General features: G+C 54.9%; 14 protein-coding genes, 1 tRNA gene, 2 rRNA genes and 1 pseudogene (1 of these 18 running past the window's edge). 9 read left to right on the forward strand and 9 right to left on the reverse strand.

From position 1 onward, the window contains the following. The 5 genes from P8S53_RS04870 to P8S53_RS04890 form a co-directional block, all read left to right on the forward strand. A 23S ribosomal RNA gene (locus P8S53_RS04870) occupies nucleotides 1–2,590 on the forward strand (it extends 332 nt beyond the left edge of the window). A gap of 102 nt (nucleotides 2,591–2,692) precedes the next feature. Next, a 5S ribosomal RNA gene (gene rrf, locus P8S53_RS04875) occupies nucleotides 2,693–2,807 on the forward strand. A gap of 49 nt (nucleotides 2,808–2,856) precedes the next feature. Then, nucleotides 2,857–2,933: transfer RNA gene (locus tag P8S53_RS04880), tRNA-Met, on the forward strand. 517 nt (nucleotides 2,934–3,450) lie between these two features. Beyond that, nucleotides 3,451–4,722 carry a hypothetical protein gene (locus tag P8S53_RS04885; RefSeq protein WP_277806038.1) on the forward strand — a complete coding sequence of 424 codons (1,272 nt, stop codon included), beginning with the start codon at nucleotides 3,451–3,453 and terminating at the stop codon, nucleotides 4,720–4,722. Continuing rightward, entirely contained in the window at nucleotides 4,719–5,261 is a 543-nt protein-coding gene (locus P8S53_RS04890) for a hypothetical protein (RefSeq protein ID WP_277806039.1), read from the forward strand. The genes P8S53_RS04885 and P8S53_RS04890 overlap by 4 nt, the downstream gene beginning before the upstream one ends. Nucleotides 5,262–5,361: 100 nt before the next feature. Here the strand turns inward: P8S53_RS04890 and P8S53_RS04895 are convergent, their stop codons facing one another. From P8S53_RS04895 to P8S53_RS04905, 3 genes are all read right to left on the reverse strand, one after another. Then, nucleotides 5,362–6,525 carry a hypothetical protein gene (locus P8S53_RS04895; protein WP_277806040.1) on the reverse strand — a complete coding sequence of 388 codons (1,164 nt, stop codon included), beginning with the start codon at nucleotides 6,523–6,525 and terminating at the stop codon, nucleotides 5,362–5,364. A 306-nt stretch (nucleotides 6,526–6,831) separates the two neighbouring features. Continuing rightward, entirely contained in the window at nucleotides 6,832–7,053 is a 222-nt protein-coding gene (locus P8S53_RS04900; RefSeq protein WP_277806041.1) for an AlpA family transcriptional regulator, read from the reverse strand. A 59-nt stretch (nucleotides 7,054–7,112) separates the two neighbouring features. Continuing rightward, nucleotides 7,113–7,811 carry a hypothetical protein gene (locus tag P8S53_RS04905; protein ID WP_277806042.1) on the reverse strand — a complete coding sequence of 233 codons (699 nt, stop codon included), beginning with the start codon at nucleotides 7,809–7,811 and terminating at the stop codon, nucleotides 7,113–7,115. Between the two features lie 205 nt (nucleotides 7,812–8,016). Here P8S53_RS04905 and istA point away from each other — a divergent pair. Together istA and istB are read left to right on the forward strand one after the other, a co-directional pair. Then, a pseudogene (gene istA / locus P8S53_RS04910) lies at nucleotides 8,017–9,466 on the forward strand (IS21 family transposase). Next, nucleotides 9,463–10,227: an IS21-like element helper ATPase IstB gene (gene istB, locus P8S53_RS04915; RefSeq protein ID WP_277806043.1), complete on the forward strand. Its 765-nt coding sequence runs from the start codon at nucleotides 9,463–9,465 to the stop codon at nucleotides 10,225–10,227. The pseudogene istA and the gene istB overlap by 4 nt, the downstream one beginning before the upstream one ends. A gap of 154 nt (nucleotides 10,228–10,381) precedes the next feature. Here istB and P8S53_RS04920 read toward each other — a convergent pair whose 3' ends face one another. From P8S53_RS04920 to P8S53_RS04940, 5 genes are all read right to left on the reverse strand, one after another. Further along, complete coding sequence (locus P8S53_RS04920; protein ID WP_277806044.1) at nucleotides 10,382–10,507, reverse strand: transposase; 126 nt, start codon at nucleotides 10,505–10,507, stop codon at nucleotides 10,382–10,384. A 249-nt stretch (nucleotides 10,508–10,756) separates the two neighbouring features. Next, a complete protein-coding gene (locus tag P8S53_RS04925; RefSeq protein WP_277806045.1) occupies nucleotides 10,757–12,085 on the reverse strand; it encodes an HlyD family type I secretion periplasmic adaptor subunit in 1,329 nt (442 codons plus the stop codon). Further along, nucleotides 12,082–13,734 carry a peptidase domain-containing ABC transporter gene (locus P8S53_RS04930; RefSeq protein WP_277806046.1) on the reverse strand — a complete coding sequence of 551 codons (1,653 nt, stop codon included), beginning with the start codon at nucleotides 13,732–13,734 and terminating at the stop codon, nucleotides 12,082–12,084. Before P8S53_RS04930 ends, P8S53_RS04925 begins: the two co-directional genes overlap by 4 nt. 282 nt (nucleotides 13,735–14,016) lie before the next feature. Beyond that, nucleotides 14,017–14,316, reverse strand: coding sequence for a hypothetical protein (locus P8S53_RS04935; RefSeq protein ID WP_277806047.1), 300 nt, complete (start codon nucleotides 14,314–14,316; stop codon nucleotides 14,017–14,019). Nucleotides 14,317–14,656: 340 nt separating this feature from the next. Beyond that, nucleotides 14,657–16,189 (reverse strand): toxin-activating lysine-acyltransferase, encoded by a 1,533-nt coding sequence (locus P8S53_RS04940; RefSeq protein WP_277806048.1) that lies wholly within the window; start codon nucleotides 16,187–16,189, stop codon nucleotides 14,657–14,659. Between the two features lie 684 nt (nucleotides 16,190–16,873). Here P8S53_RS04940 and P8S53_RS04945 point away from each other — a divergent pair. Further along, a complete protein-coding gene (locus P8S53_RS04945; protein WP_277806049.1) occupies nucleotides 16,874–18,043 on the forward strand; it encodes a hypothetical protein in 1,170 nt (389 codons plus the stop codon). Further along, nucleotides 18,040–19,398, forward strand: a complete 1,359-nt coding sequence (locus P8S53_RS04950) for a pitrilysin family protein (RefSeq protein WP_277806050.1) — start codon at nucleotides 18,040–18,042, stop codon at nucleotides 19,396–19,398. The genes P8S53_RS04945 and P8S53_RS04950 overlap by 4 nt, the downstream gene beginning before the upstream one ends. Before the next feature lie 23 nt (nucleotides 19,399–19,421). On the opposite strand, the gene P8S53_RS04955 is transcribed toward P8S53_RS04950, so the two are convergent. After that, nucleotides 19,422–19,649 (reverse strand): hypothetical protein, encoded by a 228-nt coding sequence (locus tag P8S53_RS04955; protein WP_277806051.1) that lies wholly within the window; start codon nucleotides 19,647–19,649, stop codon nucleotides 19,422–19,424. Nucleotides 19,650–19,814 lie beyond the last annotated feature (165 nt).

Below are 19,814 nucleotides of genomic sequence, written 5' to 3' on the forward strand. Positions count from 1 at the left end.
CTAAGTACCCGGAGGAAAGGAAATCAATAGAGACTCCGTTAGTAGTGGCGAGCGAACGCGGACCAGCCGAGCCGAGATTGTGACTGGAATGGCCTGGAAAGGCCAGCCATAGCGGGTGACAGCCCCGTACAGGAAGCATGATCGGACGTATCAAGTAGGGCGGAACACGTGAAATTCTGTCTGAAGATCGGGGGACCACCCCCGAAGGCTAAGTACTCCTTACTGACCGATAGTGAACCAGTACCGTGAGGGAAAGGTGAAAAGCACCCCGACGAGGGGAGTGAAACAGACCTGAAACCGGACGCCTACAAGCAGTCGGAGGGACCTCGAGTCCTGACGGCGTACCTTTTGTATAATGGGTCAACGACTTGGTCTATCTAGCAAGCTTAAGCCGATAGGTGTAGGCGCAGCGAAAGCGAGTCTTAAATGGGCGCATGAGTTAGATGGATCAGACCCGAAACCGAGTGATCTAGGCATGGTCAGGCTGAAGGTTAGGTAACACTAACTGGAGGGCCGAACCCACATCCGTTGAAAAGGATCGGGATGAACTGTGCCTAGGGGTGAAAGGCCAATCAAACTCGGAGATAGCTGGTTCTCCGCGAAATCTATTTAGGTAGAGCGTCGCACGAATACCCGGGGGTAGAGCACTGGATGGGTAATGGGGCCCACAGGCTTACTGATCCTAACCAAACTCCGAATACCCGGGAGTAATATGCGGCAGAGCACACGGCGGGTGCTAACGTCCGTCGTGAAGAGGGAAACAACCCTGACCTACAGCTAAGGCCCCTAATTCATGGCTAAGTGGGAAAGCAGGTGGGACGACCAAAACAACCAGGAGGTTGGCTTAGAAGCAGCCATCCTTTAAAGATAGCGTAACAGCTCACTGGTCTAAACAAGTTGTCCTGCGGCGAAGATGTAACGGGGCTCAAGCCATGAGCCGAAGCTTAGGATGCGAGCAATCGCATGGTAGCGGAGCGTTCTGTTCAGTACTTCTTGCGTCTTTTGCACCCATTGCGGGTGCACCGGACGCAGAGCAAGTCTGCTGTGAAGCCGGCCCGTGAGGGACCGGTGGAGCGTTCAGAAGTGAGAATGTTGACATGAGTAGCGACAAACAGGGTGAGAGACCCTGTCGCCGAAAGTCCAAGGGTTCCTGCTTAAAGCTAATCTGAGCAGGGTAAGCCGGCCCCTAAGGCGAGGCCGAAAGGCGTAGTCGATGGGAACCAGGTTAATATTCCTGGGCCAGTGGGAAGTGACGGATCTCAAAGATTGTTCGCCCTTATCGGATTGGGCGGGCCGTTCAGAGGTTCCGGAAATAGCCCACACCAGACCGTACCCGAAACCGACACAGGTGGACTGGTAGAGAATACCAAGGCGCTTGAGAGAACCATGTTTAAGGAACTCGGCAAAATACCTCCGTAAGTTCGCGAGAAGGAGGCCCGTTCAGGAGGCAACTCTTGGGCGGGGGCACAAACCAGGGGGTGGCGACTGTTTATTAAAAACACAGGGCTCTGCGAAGTCGCAAGACGACGTATAGGGTCTGACGCCTGCCCGGTGCCGGAAGGTTAAAGGGAGGAGTGCAAGCTCCGAACTGAAGCCCCGGTAAACGGCGGCCGTAACTATAACGGTCCTAAGGTAGCGAAATTCCTTGTCGGGTAAGTTCCGACCTGCACGAATGGCGTAACGACTTCCCCGCTGTCTCAAACATGGACTCAGCGAAATTGAATTGCCTGTCAAGATGCAGGCTTCCCGCGGTTAGACGGAAAGACCCCGTGCACCTTTACTACAGCTTCACACTGGCATCAGGATTGCGATGTGCAGGATAGGTGGTAGGCTTTGATATGGGAACGCCAGTTCCCATGGAGCCATCCTTGAGATACCACCCTTCGCACTCTTGATGTCTAACCGCGGTCCGTTATCCGGATCCGGGACCCTGTGTGGCGGGTAGTTTGACTGGGGCGGTCGCCTCCCAAACAGTAACGGAGGCGTGCGAAGGTTGGCTCAGAGCGGTCGGAAATCGCTCGTCGAGTGCAATGGCAGAAGCCAGCCTGACTGCAAGACTGACAAGTCGAGCAGAGACGAAAGTCGGCCATAGTGATCCGGTGGTCCCGAGTGGAAGGGCCATCGCTCAACGGATAAAAGGTACGCCGGGGATAACAGGCTGATGATGCCCAAGAGTCCATATCGACGGCATCGTTTGGCACCTCGATGTCGGCTCATCTCATCCTGGGGCTGGAGTAGGTCCCAAGGGTATGGCTGTTCGCCATTTAAAGAGGTACGTGAGCTGGGTTTAGAACGTCGTGAGACAGTTCGGTCCCTATCTGCCGTGGGTGTTGGAGACTTGAGAGGAGTTGCCCCTAGTACGAGAGGACCGGGGTGAACGATCCACTGGTGGACCTGTTGTGGCGCCAGCCGCAGTGCAGGGTAGCTATGATCGGACAGGATAACCGCTGAAAGCATCTAAGCGGGAAGCCCCCCTCAAAACAAGGTCTCCCTTGAGAGCCGTGGTAGACCACCACGTCGATAGGCCGGAGATGTAAGCGCAGCAATGCGTTCAGTTGACCGGTACTAATGGCTCGATAGGCTTGATTTGATCCAGTAACAACCAAACTGATCAACAATCAAAGCAACCAAAAGCATTGACCAAAATACGTCGGGATTAAATAATCCCCGCTGATATGTGTTTCTTCTCAGGTTTGGTGGCAATAGCGCGAGCAAAACACCCGATCCCGTCCCGATCTCGGAAGTTAAGTGCCGCCGCGGCAATGGTACTGCGTCTCAAGACGTGGGAGAGTAGCTCACCGCCAAACCTGACAAGAAACACACAAAAATCTCTCTCAACGATCAACAAAAAACCAACGCGGGGTGGAGCAGCCAGGTAGCTCGTCAGGCTCATAACCTGAAGGTCACAGGTTCAAATCCTGTCCCCGCAACCAAATTACACCATAATATCAGTGCCTTACATAGCGCCACAAAGCGGGGCTTTCGCATGTGGCCAAGCCGTGGAAGCACTGTGGAAGCAGCAGACACCACATAAATGATGTGGCCGCAGCGCAACGCACAAGACATTCATTTCCAGACCAAACGCCCCGCAACAGCAGCCCGCACCTACCCTCGCTGCGCTTGGGCCACGACTGTCGCGCGGGATGCCGGGCCGCTTCCAACCTTGCACACCGCCGCCAGCCCCGAGGGGACCATTCGCCATGGCCCCCTTCTCAATCCCCCTAGGCACCGCCCGATAGGGGGAAAGGAAGGGGGGAACGACGCATTGAGCCAGAAGCGATACTTATGCGTCCTGCCGCGCGACGAAACTGTTTGCGGTTGCGGCGACGTGGACGACCCTTGGACCAGACTTTCGACATTTGGTTCATCAATGCGGCAACGCGCTTCCTGCCTTGAAATTTCCTACCTTTGAGTAGACTATAGAAAAGAAAATTACTCGGAGCGATTTTCATGACAGAGGCCGGTACATTTCACGTTGTAGTCTGCGAAAGTGGCGTCGAACTGAATGACTACATAGATGACATTGCGAGCTTTGTTAGGCTCTTTGATCCTTTAGAAAAGAACAATCTCACTCTTCTAAAGGACCAGAGAACTGCGGCCGTTTTCATTGAATGCCATATACCGGCTTCGAAAATTACGAACCTTGGAACAACTGATGTTCCATTAGATGCTGATGCCTCTGCAGAGTATCGAGCTAATCGGGATGTGGTGGCGGACCACGCGGCCTTTGAACAAATGCGCAATGATGCTTTGGAAGGTAGGCGGTTCAGCAACATAGTGGCGGAGTTTGTCGAGGGAGAACAACTACCCTTAAAGATTATTGGCGGACAGCATCGTTTTGAAGCGATCAAAGAAGCTCACGATGAAGGTATTGAAATTGAGCACGGCGTAAAAGTTTACCTACAGCTCGACAATGAGCAGCGCCTAGATGTTCAAATCATCTCAAATACGAACATTTCAGTTTCAAAGGAGCTCTTAGATAGGATGTATGAAACGCTTGCCGGAGCCGAGCTTCGCGAGTGGTGCCAGAAGTGCGGGCTACTGGAAAGAAAGCAAGACTTCGCAGATAAGCCGGGTCGAGGCAACCCAATCACGGTAAAGGAAGCACGATCATTCATCTGCAACTATTATCTGGGCAAAGCCATACCTTCTAATGAGTTTCCTGTTCGTGATACCACTCCACAGCTGGTCGAGTCTGGAAAACGTGATCCAAAAATATGGAAAGACACGAAGCAAACTAATCCTGATTTGTGGAATGACAAGAAGCTGCAAGCAGCGGGAAAATCGTTTGCCGAGTTGCGAACAGCGCAAATGAAATCTTTCTTGGATCAGAAAACTGGTAAATATATCGGTCCCGCGGACTTTCGTCACAAAGCAAAGAACCTCGCACTTTTAGCGGGTTGGGCTTTCGTAGCTGGTTGTCTGTCCGACAACCCAACGCGCTTGAAACGCCATTATTCTCTTCCCGAAAAGGGAAAATCAAAGGACCCACTTCGAGCGGATCTTCTAGCCAATGGCCGACACTCCACAGACCCTGCAAACTATCGCGGACTGGGCTACCGCTCCGATCCCAAGGAGCGCGGCCGGTTCGCCGAGCTGTTTTGGCTTCAAGCTGAGAACGGAGCCGGAATAACGAAAGGCGGGATCGAACTAGCTATTCAGGAGTATGAGGCAAAGCAGGCTAATCTACGTGCAAAAGCTATGCGGGAAAAGCTTAAGTGAGCGAGTTTGAAGCCTACTCAAGCGAACTACTGACATCGGCCAAGAAATTTCTTACCGAGGCGAAAGTGAATGACTTAAAAGCAGAGAAGCAGAGACTACTTAGGTCCGCTTTGACTCATGTTTTCTTTTTTCTTGAAGCTCAGTTGAATTATTTGGCATCACATTTCGCCAAGTCAGCGGATTTCAGCGTTGTAGAAAGATCACTCCTTACCGAGCGAGACATTGCATTGGTAAAAGGTCGTTTCGTTCTGACTGACAAAACGAAATTCTATCGTATGGAGGATAGGATTGAGTTCCTGTTGGCGAGGTTCTCAGCTGACCTGGAAGCATCAAAGAGTACATGGTTTTCAGATTTGACTTCGTCGATCAAGGTTCGAAATCGACTCGTACACCCCAAAGAAGCTCACAGCATCAGCGAAGCGGAGGTGGAGAAAGCGCTATTGGCAGTTCTTGCCTGTTTGTCTGAAATGTATATCGCAATTTTTGGGAAAAAGTTTCCTCCTGCAGCGCTTGGACTTCATATCGGCCCCGAAACCTGACCAGAGGATGTGTAGTAAAACCAACTTGGTTTCGGATAAAGACGACATGCAAACCAAGTGCAGCAAAAAGCCCGCTCCATCCCGCATAGCAGACACAGGATCACTCACCGACCGCACCATACCGGCTTCTTGCCTGCGCCAGCTTTTCGCGAATGCGCGACTTGTCGTCGGACCACCCGCGAATGAGTTGATGGATCGTTCCTTCTGCGAAGTTAAGGAGCCGGTCTTCTTGTATCCCGAACAGCGCCGCGCGGGAGATCAGGCAGGATGTGATCTGGCGAAGCAGCGCATCATCGCTGCGCCCCAATAGGAGCGCGTCAATATGCGCCCGATCTACCATGCTGGCGAGGTCTTCCATGTCTTGCGCAAAAGCATCATGGGCAATGGACCAGATCGGATGATCCGGCCAGCGCGCGCGGTTGCTGTCGCCTGTGGGAAGGGTGTAGCGCACATCGCATAAGGAATAGTGCAGGATTTCCGGCAGCTTCTCGCGCAGGTCACCCCATGTGGTCACGCCCCATTTGTCTTTCAGATGGCGCTTATAGGCGCGTATTTCGATGCGCCAGACCGAGGACTGGGCGCGGTCCGTGGGATCAAGTGGCGGCAGGCCCTGCGCGGCAAGCGCTGCATCCCAGATCGGCCACCAGTAGGACTTCCCCTTGGCGATCACTTCGGCCCGTTTGTCATAGAGCACAACCTGCCGCTGCGGGTTTTTGCCGATGGTGATGGTTTCGACCCGCCCAGACCTGCCGACGATCTGCATCAGGTCGGTCATGATCTCGCTGATGGTGCTTTGCGCATGCGCGACGAAATGATCACGATCCGCCACAAAGTCAGGAGCAAGAATATCGCAGGCCACATCAACCCGCCCGATACTTTCCCTGCCTGCTTCATATTTCATCCCAAGCGCCGACAGCGTGGCCTCAATAGACGCGCGCACCTTGCTCAACCCATTCAGGGCAAGGGGAAGGGCATTGCAGGACACACGAACGCCCCAGTCATCTGCACGGCCATTCGGTTTCTTGAAGAACCAGTTTTCCCCGAAAGGACCACCCAGACCCGTATCGCAGCGAAACGCATAGCCACCTTTTGCGCCTGACGCATGCACGATCATTCTGACGCCATTGTGCTGGAGCAGGCCGAGGTAACTGTCAGGGGCTTCTGCAATTGCGCGTTGCGCTTCCAGCTTTTCGGCAAGCTCTTCACAGATGGTCAGCTTGTAGGAAATATCGAGGCCGTCAAAACCTGTTTGGATCAATTGCATGATTGCTGCCGTTTTTTGGGGGTGATGTATTCATGAGGGGGGGTGTTACAAGGACCCCCCAATCGGGTCTGGCGTCGGGCAGGCGGGCGGTTCCCACCCGCGCCCCGCCCGCCCGCCGCCAGCTTACTGGCGAGCGCGTCGGTCGGTCGGGGCGCGATACGCTCGCACTTGGAGAAGGTTTGGCTGCGCACGGTTCCCGCCCTTGCCCTGCTTGCCCTTCGCCAGCTTTATGGGGAGCGCTACGGTCAAGCAGGGCAAGGGCTTGCGTTGCGCCATGATCCTGCTTGGGCCTGATGGGGAACATCGTCATTGGGAGGTATGGGCTTTGCGAGGGGCTTCAGCCCAATCCAAAACGTCGCTCATGCGATAGCGAACGGACCGCCCCAGTTTGTAGAATTCCGGCCCAGTTCCAGTGACCCGCCATTTCTGAATGGTGCGGACCGATTGACACAGCCGCTCCGCAACCTGACATTCGTCAATGAATGTTCCGGCAGGGTCAGCTTCAGTTTTTGCGTAGGAATTTTTCACAGGCAATCCTCGTCGATACTTTCAATAACGACGATCTACGCCCTGACATTCTCAGAAATCTATTCGAACTGCTTGCGGTAATGCTCCAACGCGTTGGGCAATTCCGCCAAGTTACTGACCTGAAATGACATTTCTCTGACCTTGCGGGACGCGGTTGCGATCTGTTGCAGGGTCAGGGACTGATCAACAACGTGCGCAATTCGAACGCTGAACTGAGCCGCGTCGGTGATCGGGTGTCCGTCCGACGCCCAATCCAGCTTGAACGGACGGCCTAGAACACTGGCCCAAACCTGAAAGCCCATGTGCAGCAGGTCCCACAAGCCTTGCTGTTCAGGGCGCCCTTTCCGGCTGGCTCTGGCCGCTGGACGCGCGTCAATGGCGCATTGGCCAAGCGCGGCCAAGATCGACCCGATATCCGCAAGGGGAATGCTCAGAGGCTGTTGGTTCGGTGAAGCCGCGTAGTGCAGGAGGGGCGCGTTGTCCGTTCCAGTAACACGCGGCAGATCAAACCCTTTCAGACTGCGCCCGACACCCGCTTCGTGCAATATCCGCTGCGTTTGCAGTGAAATATTCGCTAAGGCGTTTAGCAACGACTTTGCTGCTTGGTCCAGCGCGTGAAGTTCTTTGCGTATCCGTTCAAAATCATGCGCCGCGCGCTCGGTCTCACAGGCATATTCGCTGGCTCCGAATTCCAGCACCTGCCCGATCTCATCCCGCATTTCAGCAGGAATGCCAAAGTCAGCACCGATCTCGTCCATGATTTTCGGTGTGAACACTGTGCGCGGCAACGACAGCGCAGCTTGTGAGAACGGCAGTGCAAAAGTTGTCCACGGAAGTGGCGGGATAATCTCGCTGCGGGCGGAGTAAAACTTTGCCACTTTGGCCTTTTCTGGTTTCAGGGAGGGCGGGGGTATTTTCAGCGTGGAACTTTACAGGAAGGTCCGCCTCGCGCGTCGGGGCGGTATGAGCGAACGGGCAGCAGCGAGCCATTTTGGGATATCGCGTGCGAGCGTGAAGAAGATGATGATGTTTTCGGTGCCGCCCGGCTACCAGCGAACGGCGGATATCAAGCGGCCCAAGCTGGACGGGTTCACCGGCTTCATTGACCAATGGCTGCAAGACGATCTGAACCGTCCCCGCAAACAGCGCCACACCGCCAAGCGCATCTTTGAACGGCTGCGCAACGAGCACCGGTTTCAAGGCAGCTATACGACGGTCAAGAACTATGTCCGCGAACATGGGCGGCGCAGCCGTGAGATGTTTGTGCCATTGGCACATGCCCCCGGCCATGCCCAAGCGGATTTCGGCGAGGCGATGGTCGTGATTGGCGGGGTTGAGCAGAAGGCGCATTTCTTTGCACTGGATCTGCCTTACAGCGATGCCTGCTTTGTTCGGGCTTATCCTGCGGCGGTCTCCGAGGCCTGGGTTGATGGTCATGTTCATGCTTTTGCATTCTTCGGCCGGGTTCCACAGTCGGTTCTTTATGACAACGATCGATGTCTGGTCGCGAAGATCCTGCCGGACGGCTCGCGCAAGCGGACCAAGCTGTTCAGTGGGTTCCTGTCGCATTACTTCATCCACGATCGTTATGGCCGACCGGGTAAGGGCAACGATAAAGGTGCCGTCGAGGGTCTGGTTGGATATGCGCGGCGCAACTTCATGGTGCCCATCCCTCATTTTGCAACATGGGAGGCGTTCAATCTCTGGCTGGAAGAGCAATGCCGTAAGCGCCAGTCAGATGTCTTGCGCGGATATGACGACAGCATCGGGCAACGACTGGCGCGCGATCTTGAAGCGATGATGGATCTGCCGGCGACTCCATTTGATGCCTGTGATCAGGCCAGTGGCCAGGTAAACTCACAATCCCTGGTGCGCTACAAAACCAATGATTACTCGGTGCCGGTTGCCTATGGCCACCGTGACGTCTGGATCCGGGGTTATGTCGATCAGGTTGTCATCGGCTGTGGTGGCAATGTGATCGCCCGTCACCCCAGATGCTGGGACCGGGAGAATATGGTCTTTGACCCGGTGCCTTATCTACCCCTTTTGGAGCAAAAGACCGGGGCACTGGATCAGGCTGCCCCATTGGTGGAATGGGAGTTGCCAGAGGAATTTGCAACCTTGCGCCGCTTGATGGAGGCCCGCATGATCAAGGCAGGTCTTTGCTACGTATGTGCAGGTCTTGCGGTTGTTGGAAACGTTCGAGATGGCCGATCTGAATATCGCCGTCAAAAATGCGCTGCGCATGGGCGCGATTGGGTTTGATGCCATCAAGCATCTTGTCTTGTGCCAGGTCGAGAAGCGGCCACCCAAGCTGGATCTGGATATCTATCCGTATCTGCCACGCGCCAATGTCGGCACAACGTCAGCGGCCAGCTACATGTCCCTGATGAAGCGGGGGAAAGCCGCATGACACAAGCCCCGCAAATCCTACTGGAGCATCGGCTCAAATCTCTCCGCCTGCCAACGGTGCTGCGAGAATATGGCAAACTGGCCCGCCAATGCGCCACAGAAGGGCATGACCATGCTCAGTTCCTCGCACGTTTGGTCGAACTGGAAATGATCGACCGTGAACGGCGGATGATCGAACGGCGCATCAAGACCGCGAAGTTCCCAGCTGTCAAAAGCCTGGACAGCTTCGAGTTCAAGGCGATCCCGGCCTTGAACAAGATGCAGGTTCTGGAGTTGGCGCGCTGCGAATGGATTGACCGGCGCGAGAATGTCATCGCACTCGGACCCTCAGGCACCGGCAAGACCCATGTTGCTTTGGGACTTGGTCTATCTGCCTGTCAAAAAGGTCTTTCTGTCGGCTTTGTCACGGCTGCAGCGCTGGTTCACGAACTGATGGAGGCCAGAGACGAACGCAGGCTCTTGCGGCTTCAAAAGCAGATGGTGGGTTACAAGCTGCTGATCATCGACGAATTGGGCTTTGTGCCGCTCAGTAAAACCGGGGCTGAATTGCTGTTCGAGTTGATCTCCCAACGCTACGAGCGCGGCTCCACGCTGATTACCAGCAACCTGCCATTCGACGAATGGACCGAAACCTTTGGGTCAGAACGCCTGACCGGCGCGCTGCTCGATCGCCTGACCCACCACGTCAACATCCTGGAGATGAACGGCGAAAGCTACCGACTTGGCCAGAGCAAGGCGCGTCAGACAACACCCAAAACCTAAACCACAATCCGCATCAATTGGCCCTGCCGGGCCAAGCATCCGGGCAACCGCCAGCTATATGACAAGCGCGGCCGCCCGGATGCTGACGCTCGTCTATACGCTGATTATCCCAACCCCAAAGTGGCAACATTTTGCACTGCCCTTTGGCTCACTCTTACTCTGCCGTTGACATGTCGCGCACTCGCAAGCGCAACTGGCCGGTCAGCACCTTGAAACGATACTTGGTCGACCAGACAATGTGATAGCGGTGATAGAAAAACGCAGTGCTTGCCGGTGTCATACTGCATGATGGTATCCTCCCGTCTGGAAGACGGGGGGGTGGTACCAGAGCGTGGATACTAAAAGCAGACATTCGGCCCCGTCTGCAGCATAATGCCCGGTTCGGCCTTCATGGGTTTTAGCCGCTGATCAGTGGCATTCATCTTGCGCTTCAGTGACAAAACAAAATCAAACAGACTGTAGGCGATGTACCCGCATCTGAAAGCGGTGGGCAGCGAAACAGCTGCAAGTGAAGTGATCGGCATCGCTTCTAGCGCTCGCCCATAGCATCTTGGATCGTCCGGACGATTGGGGCAAAGAAATAGGTTATGATGCGACGTTCTTCAGTTTGCACGTCTATAGTTGCTGTCATACCTGGCCGAAGCTGGAAGCGATTGGTGCCTGCTGACAGATATGTCGTGTCGGGTGAAATGCGCACGATGTAGCCCCAATTGTTATTTCCTGCGTCAGTCGAGTCGGCTGCGATATCATTAACTGCGCCCTGTACAAAACCGAACCGCTCAGAGGGATAAGCATCAAACCGGAGGTTTGCGCGTTGGCCAATTTCCATAAAGCCAATATCCTGATTGGAAAATACTCCCTCTAATTCGATTTCGACGTTCGTCGGCACTATTCGTAAGAGTTCCGCTCCTGTTTGAGCTACACCACCGATAGTAAAGGCGGACAACTGGTCCACAATGCCAGCAACAGGTGCGCGAAGTGTGGCCGCATCCACGCGACGTAACAGCGCGCGGGCTTCCTCTTGCACTGTTGCAAGGCGAGCCTCTATCTGGGTTCGCCGCTCGAGGTGTTTGCTACGCTGGTTCGCAAGTAACCGCCGCCTTTCCATAGCCAGCGCGCCACGATCAGCGGCCCGGCGATCAAGCTCGCGTAGATTGACCTCGCGTTCCCTCTCAAGATCAGTAAAAGCCTGCTGAACGTCAAGAAACGCGGCACGGCTCGTCGTGCCTTGGCCCAGAAGCTGCTCGGCAGTCGCGAGTCGGTCAGCTTGAATTGCAAGGGCGGCATCGGTCCGGTCAATGCTGGCTCGTGTCACTGCCTCTGCTCGCAGATTGGCTTCATCTTGAGCTTCTATCTGTGCAAGCGCGGAGAAAAGGTCTGCAATCTCTGCGGCGAGAAGTTCGCGCTGCTCACGCGTATAGGCTGAATCTGCGATCTCAGATTGAATTTGTAATTTCGCATTGGCTGATGCTTCAGCTAAATCCCCGCTCTGTTCAGCAAAAGATATCACTTTGACAATTTCTTCAATTCGCGCCCGCTCGATGATCAGCCGTTCCTGCTCCGACTGCGTATTTGCCAGTTCGGCCTTTGCATCTGTTGCATCCAGTTCGATAAGGATGTCACCCCTCTCAACAGACGCTCCGTTGCCAACATGAATCGCATCGATTCTGCCGTAGAACTCCGGCTGGATGACTTGCACACGATTGACAGGAACGACACGGCCCTGACCGCGAGCAACCACCTCAACCGTGAAGAAAATCGAAATCGCAATGACCGCCGAAAAAACTGCAATCGTAAACCAGATAGTTCCGTGCAGCGTGGGTGACCTCAGGTCCATTGGATCTGCTATGCCATTCATCTTAGCCCCGCAAAATCAACAACCTGGTCGGGGTTCGGGAAAACGTCAGGGCTATGGGTGATGATAATCAGCGTCGCCTCTTCTTTCAGCGCCTGCAACTCTGTCGCCATCCGTTTTTGTGCCTCATAGTCGAGAGAGCTTGTCGGTTCATCCAGGATAATGACTTTTGGACGGCGCATCAAAGACCGGGCGATTGCGACGCGTTGGCGTTGACCACCAGACAAGGCCGAACCACGTTCGCCAACCGGTGTGTCCAAGCCCAAGGGTAATTGCGCCACCAGATCTGCGGCGGCTGAAATGCGCAAGGCACGCGTCAGATCCGCATCATTGGCGTGATAATCCCCCAGCAACAGGTTGTCGCGCAGGGTGCCCGAGAAGAGATACGGTTCTTGTGGAATATACGCAATTTTCGAGCGCACATCATGCGGGTCGAATTCGGCAATATCCTCACCACCCAGCAAAACCTGCCCGTGGTCAGGTGTATCAATGCCTGAAGCCAGTCTGCCAAATGTCGATTTGCCAATGCCAGAGGGGCCGACAACTAATGTCAGGCTATTCTGGGCTGCTTCAAAACAGAAGTTGCGCAAAATTGGGGTCGATGGGTCATAGGCAAAATCGACATCTCTGAAGCTCAGCCTGTTTTCGACCTGCGCGGGCAGCTTGGGCAACGCATCGAATGGCTCTATCGGGGTATTGACGATATCCCCAAGCCGTTGACGCGACACGCGCACATTTTGCCATGTCTCCCAAAGCGCCGAGAAATTCTCGATGGGGCCAGTGACTTTTTGGGCCAAAAGGTGAAACGCGATCAGCTGCCCAAGGGTCAGATCGCCTGCAAATACAAGCTGGGCACCCACGTAGATGATACTGATCGTGATCGCTTGTTCGACCACGAATAGCATTTTGCTGCTCCATATATTCAAAATGCCTACGCGATAACCCGCTTTCAAACTGCCATGCAGGGTTTGGTCCAACCGCGCGAGCATCTGGCGTTCAGCGCCAAGTGCCTTGACCGAAGCGATGCCAGAGATGTTCTCGACCATCTGTGATTGGTGCTGCGCGCCTGCATCAAATTGCGCGCGCAAGCGGCGGCGCAGGAACGGGCCAAAACCGAAATAGATCAGAAACTGGATCGGCAGAGCGACAAGGATGATCAGGGTCAGTTCTGTCGAAAGGGTGAACAACACCGCAATATACACAACTACGAAAACCAGATCGAGGAAAACGCCCGTTGTTGTGCCGACCAGAAAGGCGCGGATCGTGTCGGTTTCGCTGACACGGGTGATGGTCTCGCCCACATTCCATTTGCGCGAAAAGCGGAAGGGCAGCTTGAACAGATGGTCAAAAATGCGCGCACCGAGTTCGCGGGTGACGCGGTTGGCGGTAAGCATGCCCAGAAGTTCGGACAGGATTTGAAAGCCCACCTGAAACAGGGCGACGGCGGCGAATATGGCCACGACAACGACCAGCGATGCTTCGCGCTGGAAGGGCAGGATGCGGTCGATGATGACCTGAAAGATGAACGGCTCCACCAACCCCAGAAGGCGCAGGCAGATGGCGAGGAAGATCAGCTCCAGATAGAAGGGCGTGAACTTCCACAGCGTTTTGCCGAACCAGGAGAGGGGGATTTCGTTTGAACTATTGCTCATCTAAAGCAAAATAAAGTCAAATGAGCACGTTATATCTGGAATTGGCATTCTGACCTGACTATCGAAATGCAATTGCAACAAGCATACCAGTAATAACTCCCGCAGCTACGCAGGCATTGTTCAAATCTTTATTGGGCTCTATACGGCGCGCGATAAGTTTTGCAATATAGTAGCCAACGACCGAAAAAATAGCAGCTAGGACATAGTTAACCAATGCACTCTCCCTTCTTGACACGTGCAAAAAACGATAATGGGGCACCCGGAGGTGCCCCGGTATTTGGGTTACGGCGCTGTCATCATCCCGTCGTATGAAGCTGAAGTGCTCAAAGACCCAACACAAGCCTCGTATGTAGCGTAGCCAACTGCACCTCCAGCGGCCAAACCTGTATTGGGTGACTTAGTTGCGCCGCCGACAACTGTGGCAGTCGCGCCGCCGGCAACCGCACCAAGGGCAGCGCACGCTGCCTTCTCAGCATGATTAACATTCCGACCACCGCCACCATTGCCACCGCCGCCACCACCGCCGCCAAAGCTGATGTTCCCATAAAGATCGTTCATCACTTTCACGAGCTCTTGTGACATTTCTGTCTTCCTTACTGTTACCGCGCGGATATAATTGCCGCTGCGACGTCGCTGTATGCCGGGCTTTCCTTCGCCCGGCGGTTCAACCGGGTGGAGGGTTCATCATCAACCCTTCACCCATTTTCGCCTGACATTAACCAGACGAAACCTTGACTGGCGCCGACAGCGCCAGGCGTAGCTGACCGACATGGTCGGGCTGTCCAATGCATAGACTTGATGGAACCACCCAGCTGGCTGGACCAGCAAGTCTCACGGTTCTCAAAGCTACCGTTCAAAAAATTGATGAACCCTTTGCCCGATTGTTCCATGCAATCTAAATAAGTCTTTGGATATTCTACATTCATGCAACGACCTGCCTGCGCTGGCGGATCGCTGCGCCTGTCCAGCGGCTCACGCGGCGCACTGAACCGTCCATGTTGCGGCGCAGACTGGTTGCAGTCTGGTCAGGGAAAATGTTGTGGGTCATGTCATGGGCCACTTCCCGAATGTTCCCATAGGGCGTGATCCAGTCGTTGAAGAACAGCCGGTCGCCGCAGTTCCATTCTTCATGTGACAGCGCTCTACCTGATGCATGAACTTCACGCTCGACCTCAGCAGAAAGCCAAGCCCATGTCACCATCGCTGCCGGTACCCCGTCTTCGGTGACATAGAAGCGGCACTGTCCAGACCAGAGTGCCGGAAGGATTTCAGTTCTAAAGTAATCTCCTAGCTGATGCTTCCCGTGATATGGGGATTGCGCAAGCAACTCGAGTGCATAGCCAGCACTAGGATTGAACGAAGACCTGCCTGTCTCGTGTTGTAGATGGCGATTTAGCGCGGATTGCAGTTCAAGATGATCTCCGAATGGCGCAGCTTGTCGGGTCAAAGTGATCTTGTTCGCAGAAGGTGGCTTGATCCAGGTCGCATAGCCCAGCGGCCTGTCGTGAAGATCAAGCGCTATGAATGCCGTTTGATCCCGCATATGGCCAAGCCATGTTTGATAAACCTCTCCGATTGGTTTTTCGGAAACGCCTTTTCTGTATTCAGTCTCCAGAAGTGTCATCGCGCCAAGGCTGCGGTAGGGCCCGAGTGCTGGCAGGTCTTGGTCAGATCGTTGTAAAGCAGGCAAATAATTCGCAAATGTACCCGCCTTGCTGGCCATTTTCTCCACTGGCAGATGAGCCATCGCATCCTCGCCAGATGCAAACAGGCTTGTAAGCCACTCACCCCGGCCTTGCATAAACAATGCGCAAGCGAGCAATCGTGCAACAGGATAGTTTTGCCGATAGTGATACGGAGCTTTTGTTGCTTGCAAGGCTGCTTTCAGACTGTCCAGGTCGCGACCGAGGTAAAGCGCATTCTGGTCTTCCCATGCGCCCAGAAGTAACTCGAGAAGCCTTGGGTTTCTGTGCTTCTTTACATGAGAAATGAGAAGCAGTTCTCCAAGAAATGCACAGACTTCGCGCGCAAGTGGTGGCATATACGCCCCGCGTGACAAGGTGATCTGAACAGCATGCGCTACTTCATGTGCAAGAGTGAGAAGATCTGTCGGCTTTCCTGTCCATTGCAGGACCAGAACCGGCACCCGGCCAGGACCACGGTTAATTGTGCAGGGATGGTTTGTCTCGCATTCTGCTGGTTCGCGGATCCGTATCCGCGCCAACGCTTCGCCAATTGCACCGCAGTTCTGGAACGCATCTTGAAAGGCGGGTCGGATAAGGTCTGACAGCGCTTTATCAAGAGGCCCGAGGCTTTCTGCTACTTCACCGGAGGGCGCCGCGCGAGTAAATGGCGGGTGTACGCGAAGTGCGCCAGCGTTATACGCCAATACAACGTCTGCTAACACATCTTCAGTTATCTCGTGAAGTTCTAACCACTCTTCGAAACTATGCATGCAAGCTCCTAAAAGCACAACACTCTAAAAACAATCTTAGGTTGCAATTACGCTGCAACAGAGAAATGCGTGATGTCAAGAATAGTTCTTTTGCAAAATTAATTGCTGAACCAAATATATAAGCTTTAAGCGTGATCTTGCCGATTTCACCCCAAACACCTTGCAGTCTTGACTTGCTTAGAACACAATCCTGACGTGTATTTCGAACCCCACGCCGCGGTGCTCCAACGGTAAAATGGCCTGATAACGAGTGCGATCAAACATGATAAAGATAGTGAACTCGTCGTCGTTTAGTGGTGAACGCCCTGAAAGGCGCACAGTTGCCAAACAGCAACTCTTCAACCGGAGTGATCAATCATTATTTTCACGATATGAAGACTGGGAGCGTCTGATATGCAGGTTGTTTCAGATAAAACTGCAGCAAATATGCAAGGTAGAGAATGTTTTACCTGACAAAGCATATACTATAGATGAGCATCCGCTTAAGTTCTCGATGCAGCCATTTTATGTGCATAATTCAACTAATATTTGCTTTGTTAAAAATCCGAGCTCATGAGGGCCACTGTAAGATCAAGTGCTATCTCAATTCTTGTGCTAGGCTTCTTGGGCCTGGCGGGTTGGGTCATCGCGTCCCAAAAGTTGCGGGTATCGCATTACATTACCCCCACAGACCGCGCGGGTCAGGTGCAGGTTATTTTGCGGATCGCGCGGCCCTTTGATCCGGATGAACAGGTGGGCATTGCCCATTATGCCGAGCATCTGGCGTGGTACGCAGCAATCGGCGAAGAGGCACGCGGCCCGGACCGGCATTCGGGCGCGTGGACCAGCCATCGTGCTATTTCCTACAGTCTGACCGGGCGATCTGAGGATTTGGCTGAAATGACTGCGACCCTTGCGCGTGTATTCGAACCAATCAATCTACCCGTCCGCTTCGCCGAGGAAGAGCGGAACATCATCCAGCGCGAGTATAACTCGGTGCTTGGCCAGAGTATCAGCGGCCGTGCTGAAGAGGCTTTGTTTGGCGTCCTGCATGCGGGCACACAGCTTGGCCCCTCGATCATTGGCACTCCTGAGCAGATTGATGCCTTGGAATATGACGCCGCACGCGCCTATCATCTGGCCACGCATACCCCCGAAAACGCAGCGTTTATCTTTCGTGGCGATGTTGGGCGTTTGCAGGTCTGGCGTGCGCTGATGGGGCTGCAACTTGATCTGACGGGCGAAAAACCTGTGCCGTCCGGCTATAACATGGGGCCGGACCTTGTGCATCTGGCCGAATTCCCTGACCCCAGTGCCGCACCGCGCATGATCTGGCGGCAGGTGGTTGCTCTGGATGCGCCAGTGCCCTTTGACCTGCTGCAAGCGCAGCTTGATCATCTGCGCGCCATGCTGGACACCAACCTGCCCGGGGGCTTGGCGGGTCCCTTGCGATTTGATGCCAAACTTGCGCGGGAGTTCCGCCTTAACCTGATCGCGATTGACGAGCAGCATGTTGAGTTGCGCTTTCAGGCCAGCCCTGATGCCGGTGTCAGCCTGCCAGACCTGCGCGCCGCGTTCGAAACCGTTCTGGCAGATAGCGCCGCCGCGGGCATCCCCGCGCCAACCTATAACCGCGTGATGGCGCGCATGGAAAGCTATTGGCCTGACTGGGATGACCGTAACAAGGCCCGCCGGTGGGTGGCCGATTACACCACTGCCCGTGTTTTGGCGCTGCGCGACCCGCTGAGTGCCCGCGCCCTGCGCCAGATCAAGCCACAAATCACCCGCGACAGCCTAAACGCACTCTTGACCAACCTTTCCAAAGCCAGCCGCACGGCCATCGCCTTCATCGGACCACAGGAGAGTTTTGAATGATCCGTTTCGCCCTTGCCCTACCGCTTGTTCTTGGCCTGTCATTTTGCGAGGGCGACCAGTCCCCGGTGGCCACAGATCAGACCAGCCCAAATGGCACATCCTACCGCCTGATCCAGATGCCGGGCAATGATTACGCTGCAATTCTGGCCGCTTGGCCCAATGACTGGGCGTGGCAAGCAGGGCGGAACCCAACTACGCCCTATATTGGGGCCGAACTGATCCTGGCGGGCGGTGCGACAGGATATCCAGCAGGCGAAGTGGTTGAGCGCTTTGCCGATATGGATGCTGAAGGGGTTCTGGCGGTGAGTGCTGACCACCTGTATGGCCGGATCGTTAGCAAAAAGCAGGATCTTTCTGAAGCAATCACCATTGCCAATGCACATCTGACGCAACCCAGCTTCGACGACGAGTGGTTTGAGCGCATCCGGACGAGTTTCACACAAAGCATGGCTGAGGCGCAATCACAGACCATGCACCAAGGGTTTGAGGCATTGCGTTGGGCCGTCTTGGGTGAACAGCCTGTGCGGAAAATGCTGTCGCTGGATGATTCTGCCCAATTTGCTGCGCTGTCGTTGGATGATCTGCGCGCATGGCACAGCGCCACGGTCACGGAGCAGCCCGAAGCAGTGGTGATCACAGGCGACGTGACGCCTGAACAGGCGGGTGCTGCCCTTGACCAGCTTTTTGCAGGCCTGCCAGCAGACAACGCTGATACGCACGAAGTCACGCTGGATTACCGGCCACGCCAGATATTGCTGCACCTGCCCGATGCGACCGATGCACACCTCACCTTCATCGCGCCCCTGCCAGCCACCCGCAACGGCGGCGATCTTGAGGATCAGATCCTTGTCAATGCTCTGGGCGGCGATGAAGACAGCGTGTTGTTCGCAACTGTACGCGACGGGCTTCGCGCCAGCTACAGCTTTGATGCCGGGGTCGCCAATTATACGCGCGAAAACCGTTTTCTGTTAATGGCCGGCACGCTGGAAGCCGATAAGCTAAATGACGCCGTGGATTTGGTACGGGATGCCTATACTGGGTTCCGCTCCACTGGCCCCGATGGTGACATTAATGACCGCAAAGAGCCGTGGCGTGCAGCTTTTGAGGAAAACCGCAATTATGTGGTCGATCAGGGCCGAATGGAGCTTGAGACCACACTCGACGGGTTCGCCACAGGCCATTCGCTAACCACACTCGACATGCTCGACGCTCTGACTGCCACCGACTTGCGCAACCGCCTGCGCGATCACTGGCCAGATGCGCAGGATTTCGTGATAATGGCTGTCTCGCCTGATGCAGATGCCCTTCCAGGGGCATGCGTGATCACACAGCCCGAAGAAGCGAAGGACTGTTGACTCAGACTACCCTCAGGAAGTCTTCAATGAGACGGCTTCACAAGCGTTTTTTCGATCTGTTCCTCGAAGGCGCCAAAAAAGCCACGACGGGTAAGACGGTTTGCAACGATGCTGCCGGCAATATGCTGCGCGAGGCCTGAATGGCCGCTTCGACGCTCCCAGGTCGTTTGCCCAACTGTCAGCAAAGGGCCGGGCGTGTCGCGCACGACGACGATGACCCGCGACTTTGCAAATTCAGCTAGCTGCCACAAGTCGCCGGTCCCTCTGTCGTGCGGCGTTCGCCAAAGCGGTCACTCGGGCAAGGGGCAGCGACGGACTGTTGCCAGCCTCATTGCGGACGGTCACGCAGGGTGCGGCATCTGCAGGGTCATAGACAGACAGGGCGGTAAGCCGTCTGTGAGTTTGCCGCATGGCAA

The organism is Roseinatronobacter sp. S2 (assembly GCF_029581395.1).
In the GTDB taxonomy this organism is placed as follows: Bacteria; Pseudomonadota; Alphaproteobacteria; order Rhodobacterales; family Rhodobacteraceae; genus Roseinatronobacter.

Coding starts and splice junctions, on each gene's coding strand:
- P8S53_RS04895 (WP_277806040.1), bottom strand. CDS start 6,525: ATGCAATTGATCCAAACAGGTTTTGACGGCCTCGATATTTCCTACAAG.
- istB (WP_277806043.1), top strand. CDS start 9,463: ATGACACAAGCCCCGCAAATCCTACTGGAGCATCGGCTCAAATCTCTC.
- P8S53_RS04940 (WP_277806048.1), bottom strand. CDS start 16,189: ATGCATAGTTTCGAAGAGTGGTTAGAACTTCACGAGATAACTGAAGAT.
- P8S53_RS04920 (WP_277806044.1), bottom strand. CDS start 10,507: ATGACACCGGCAAGCACTGCGTTTTTCTATCACCGCTATCACATTGTC.
- P8S53_RS04925 (WP_277806045.1), bottom strand. CDS start 12,085: ATGAATGGCATAGCAGATCCAATGGACCTGAGGTCACCCACGCTGCAC.
- P8S53_RS04935 (WP_277806047.1), bottom strand. CDS start 14,316: ATGTCACAAGAGCTCGTGAAAGTGATGAACGATCTTTATGGGAACATC.
- P8S53_RS04950 (WP_277806050.1), top strand. CDS start 18,040: ATGATCCGTTTCGCCCTTGCCCTACCGCTTGTTCTTGGCCTGTCATTT.
- P8S53_RS04930 (WP_277806046.1), bottom strand. CDS start 13,734: ATGAGCAATAGTTCAAACGAAATCCCCCTCTCCTGGTTCGGCAAAACG.
- P8S53_RS04885 (WP_277806038.1), top strand. CDS start 3,451: ATGACAGAGGCCGGTACATTTCACGTTGTAGTCTGCGAAAGTGGCGTC.
- P8S53_RS04905 (WP_277806042.1), bottom strand. CDS start 7,811: ATGGACGAGATCGGTGCTGACTTTGGCATTCCTGCTGAAATGCGGGAT.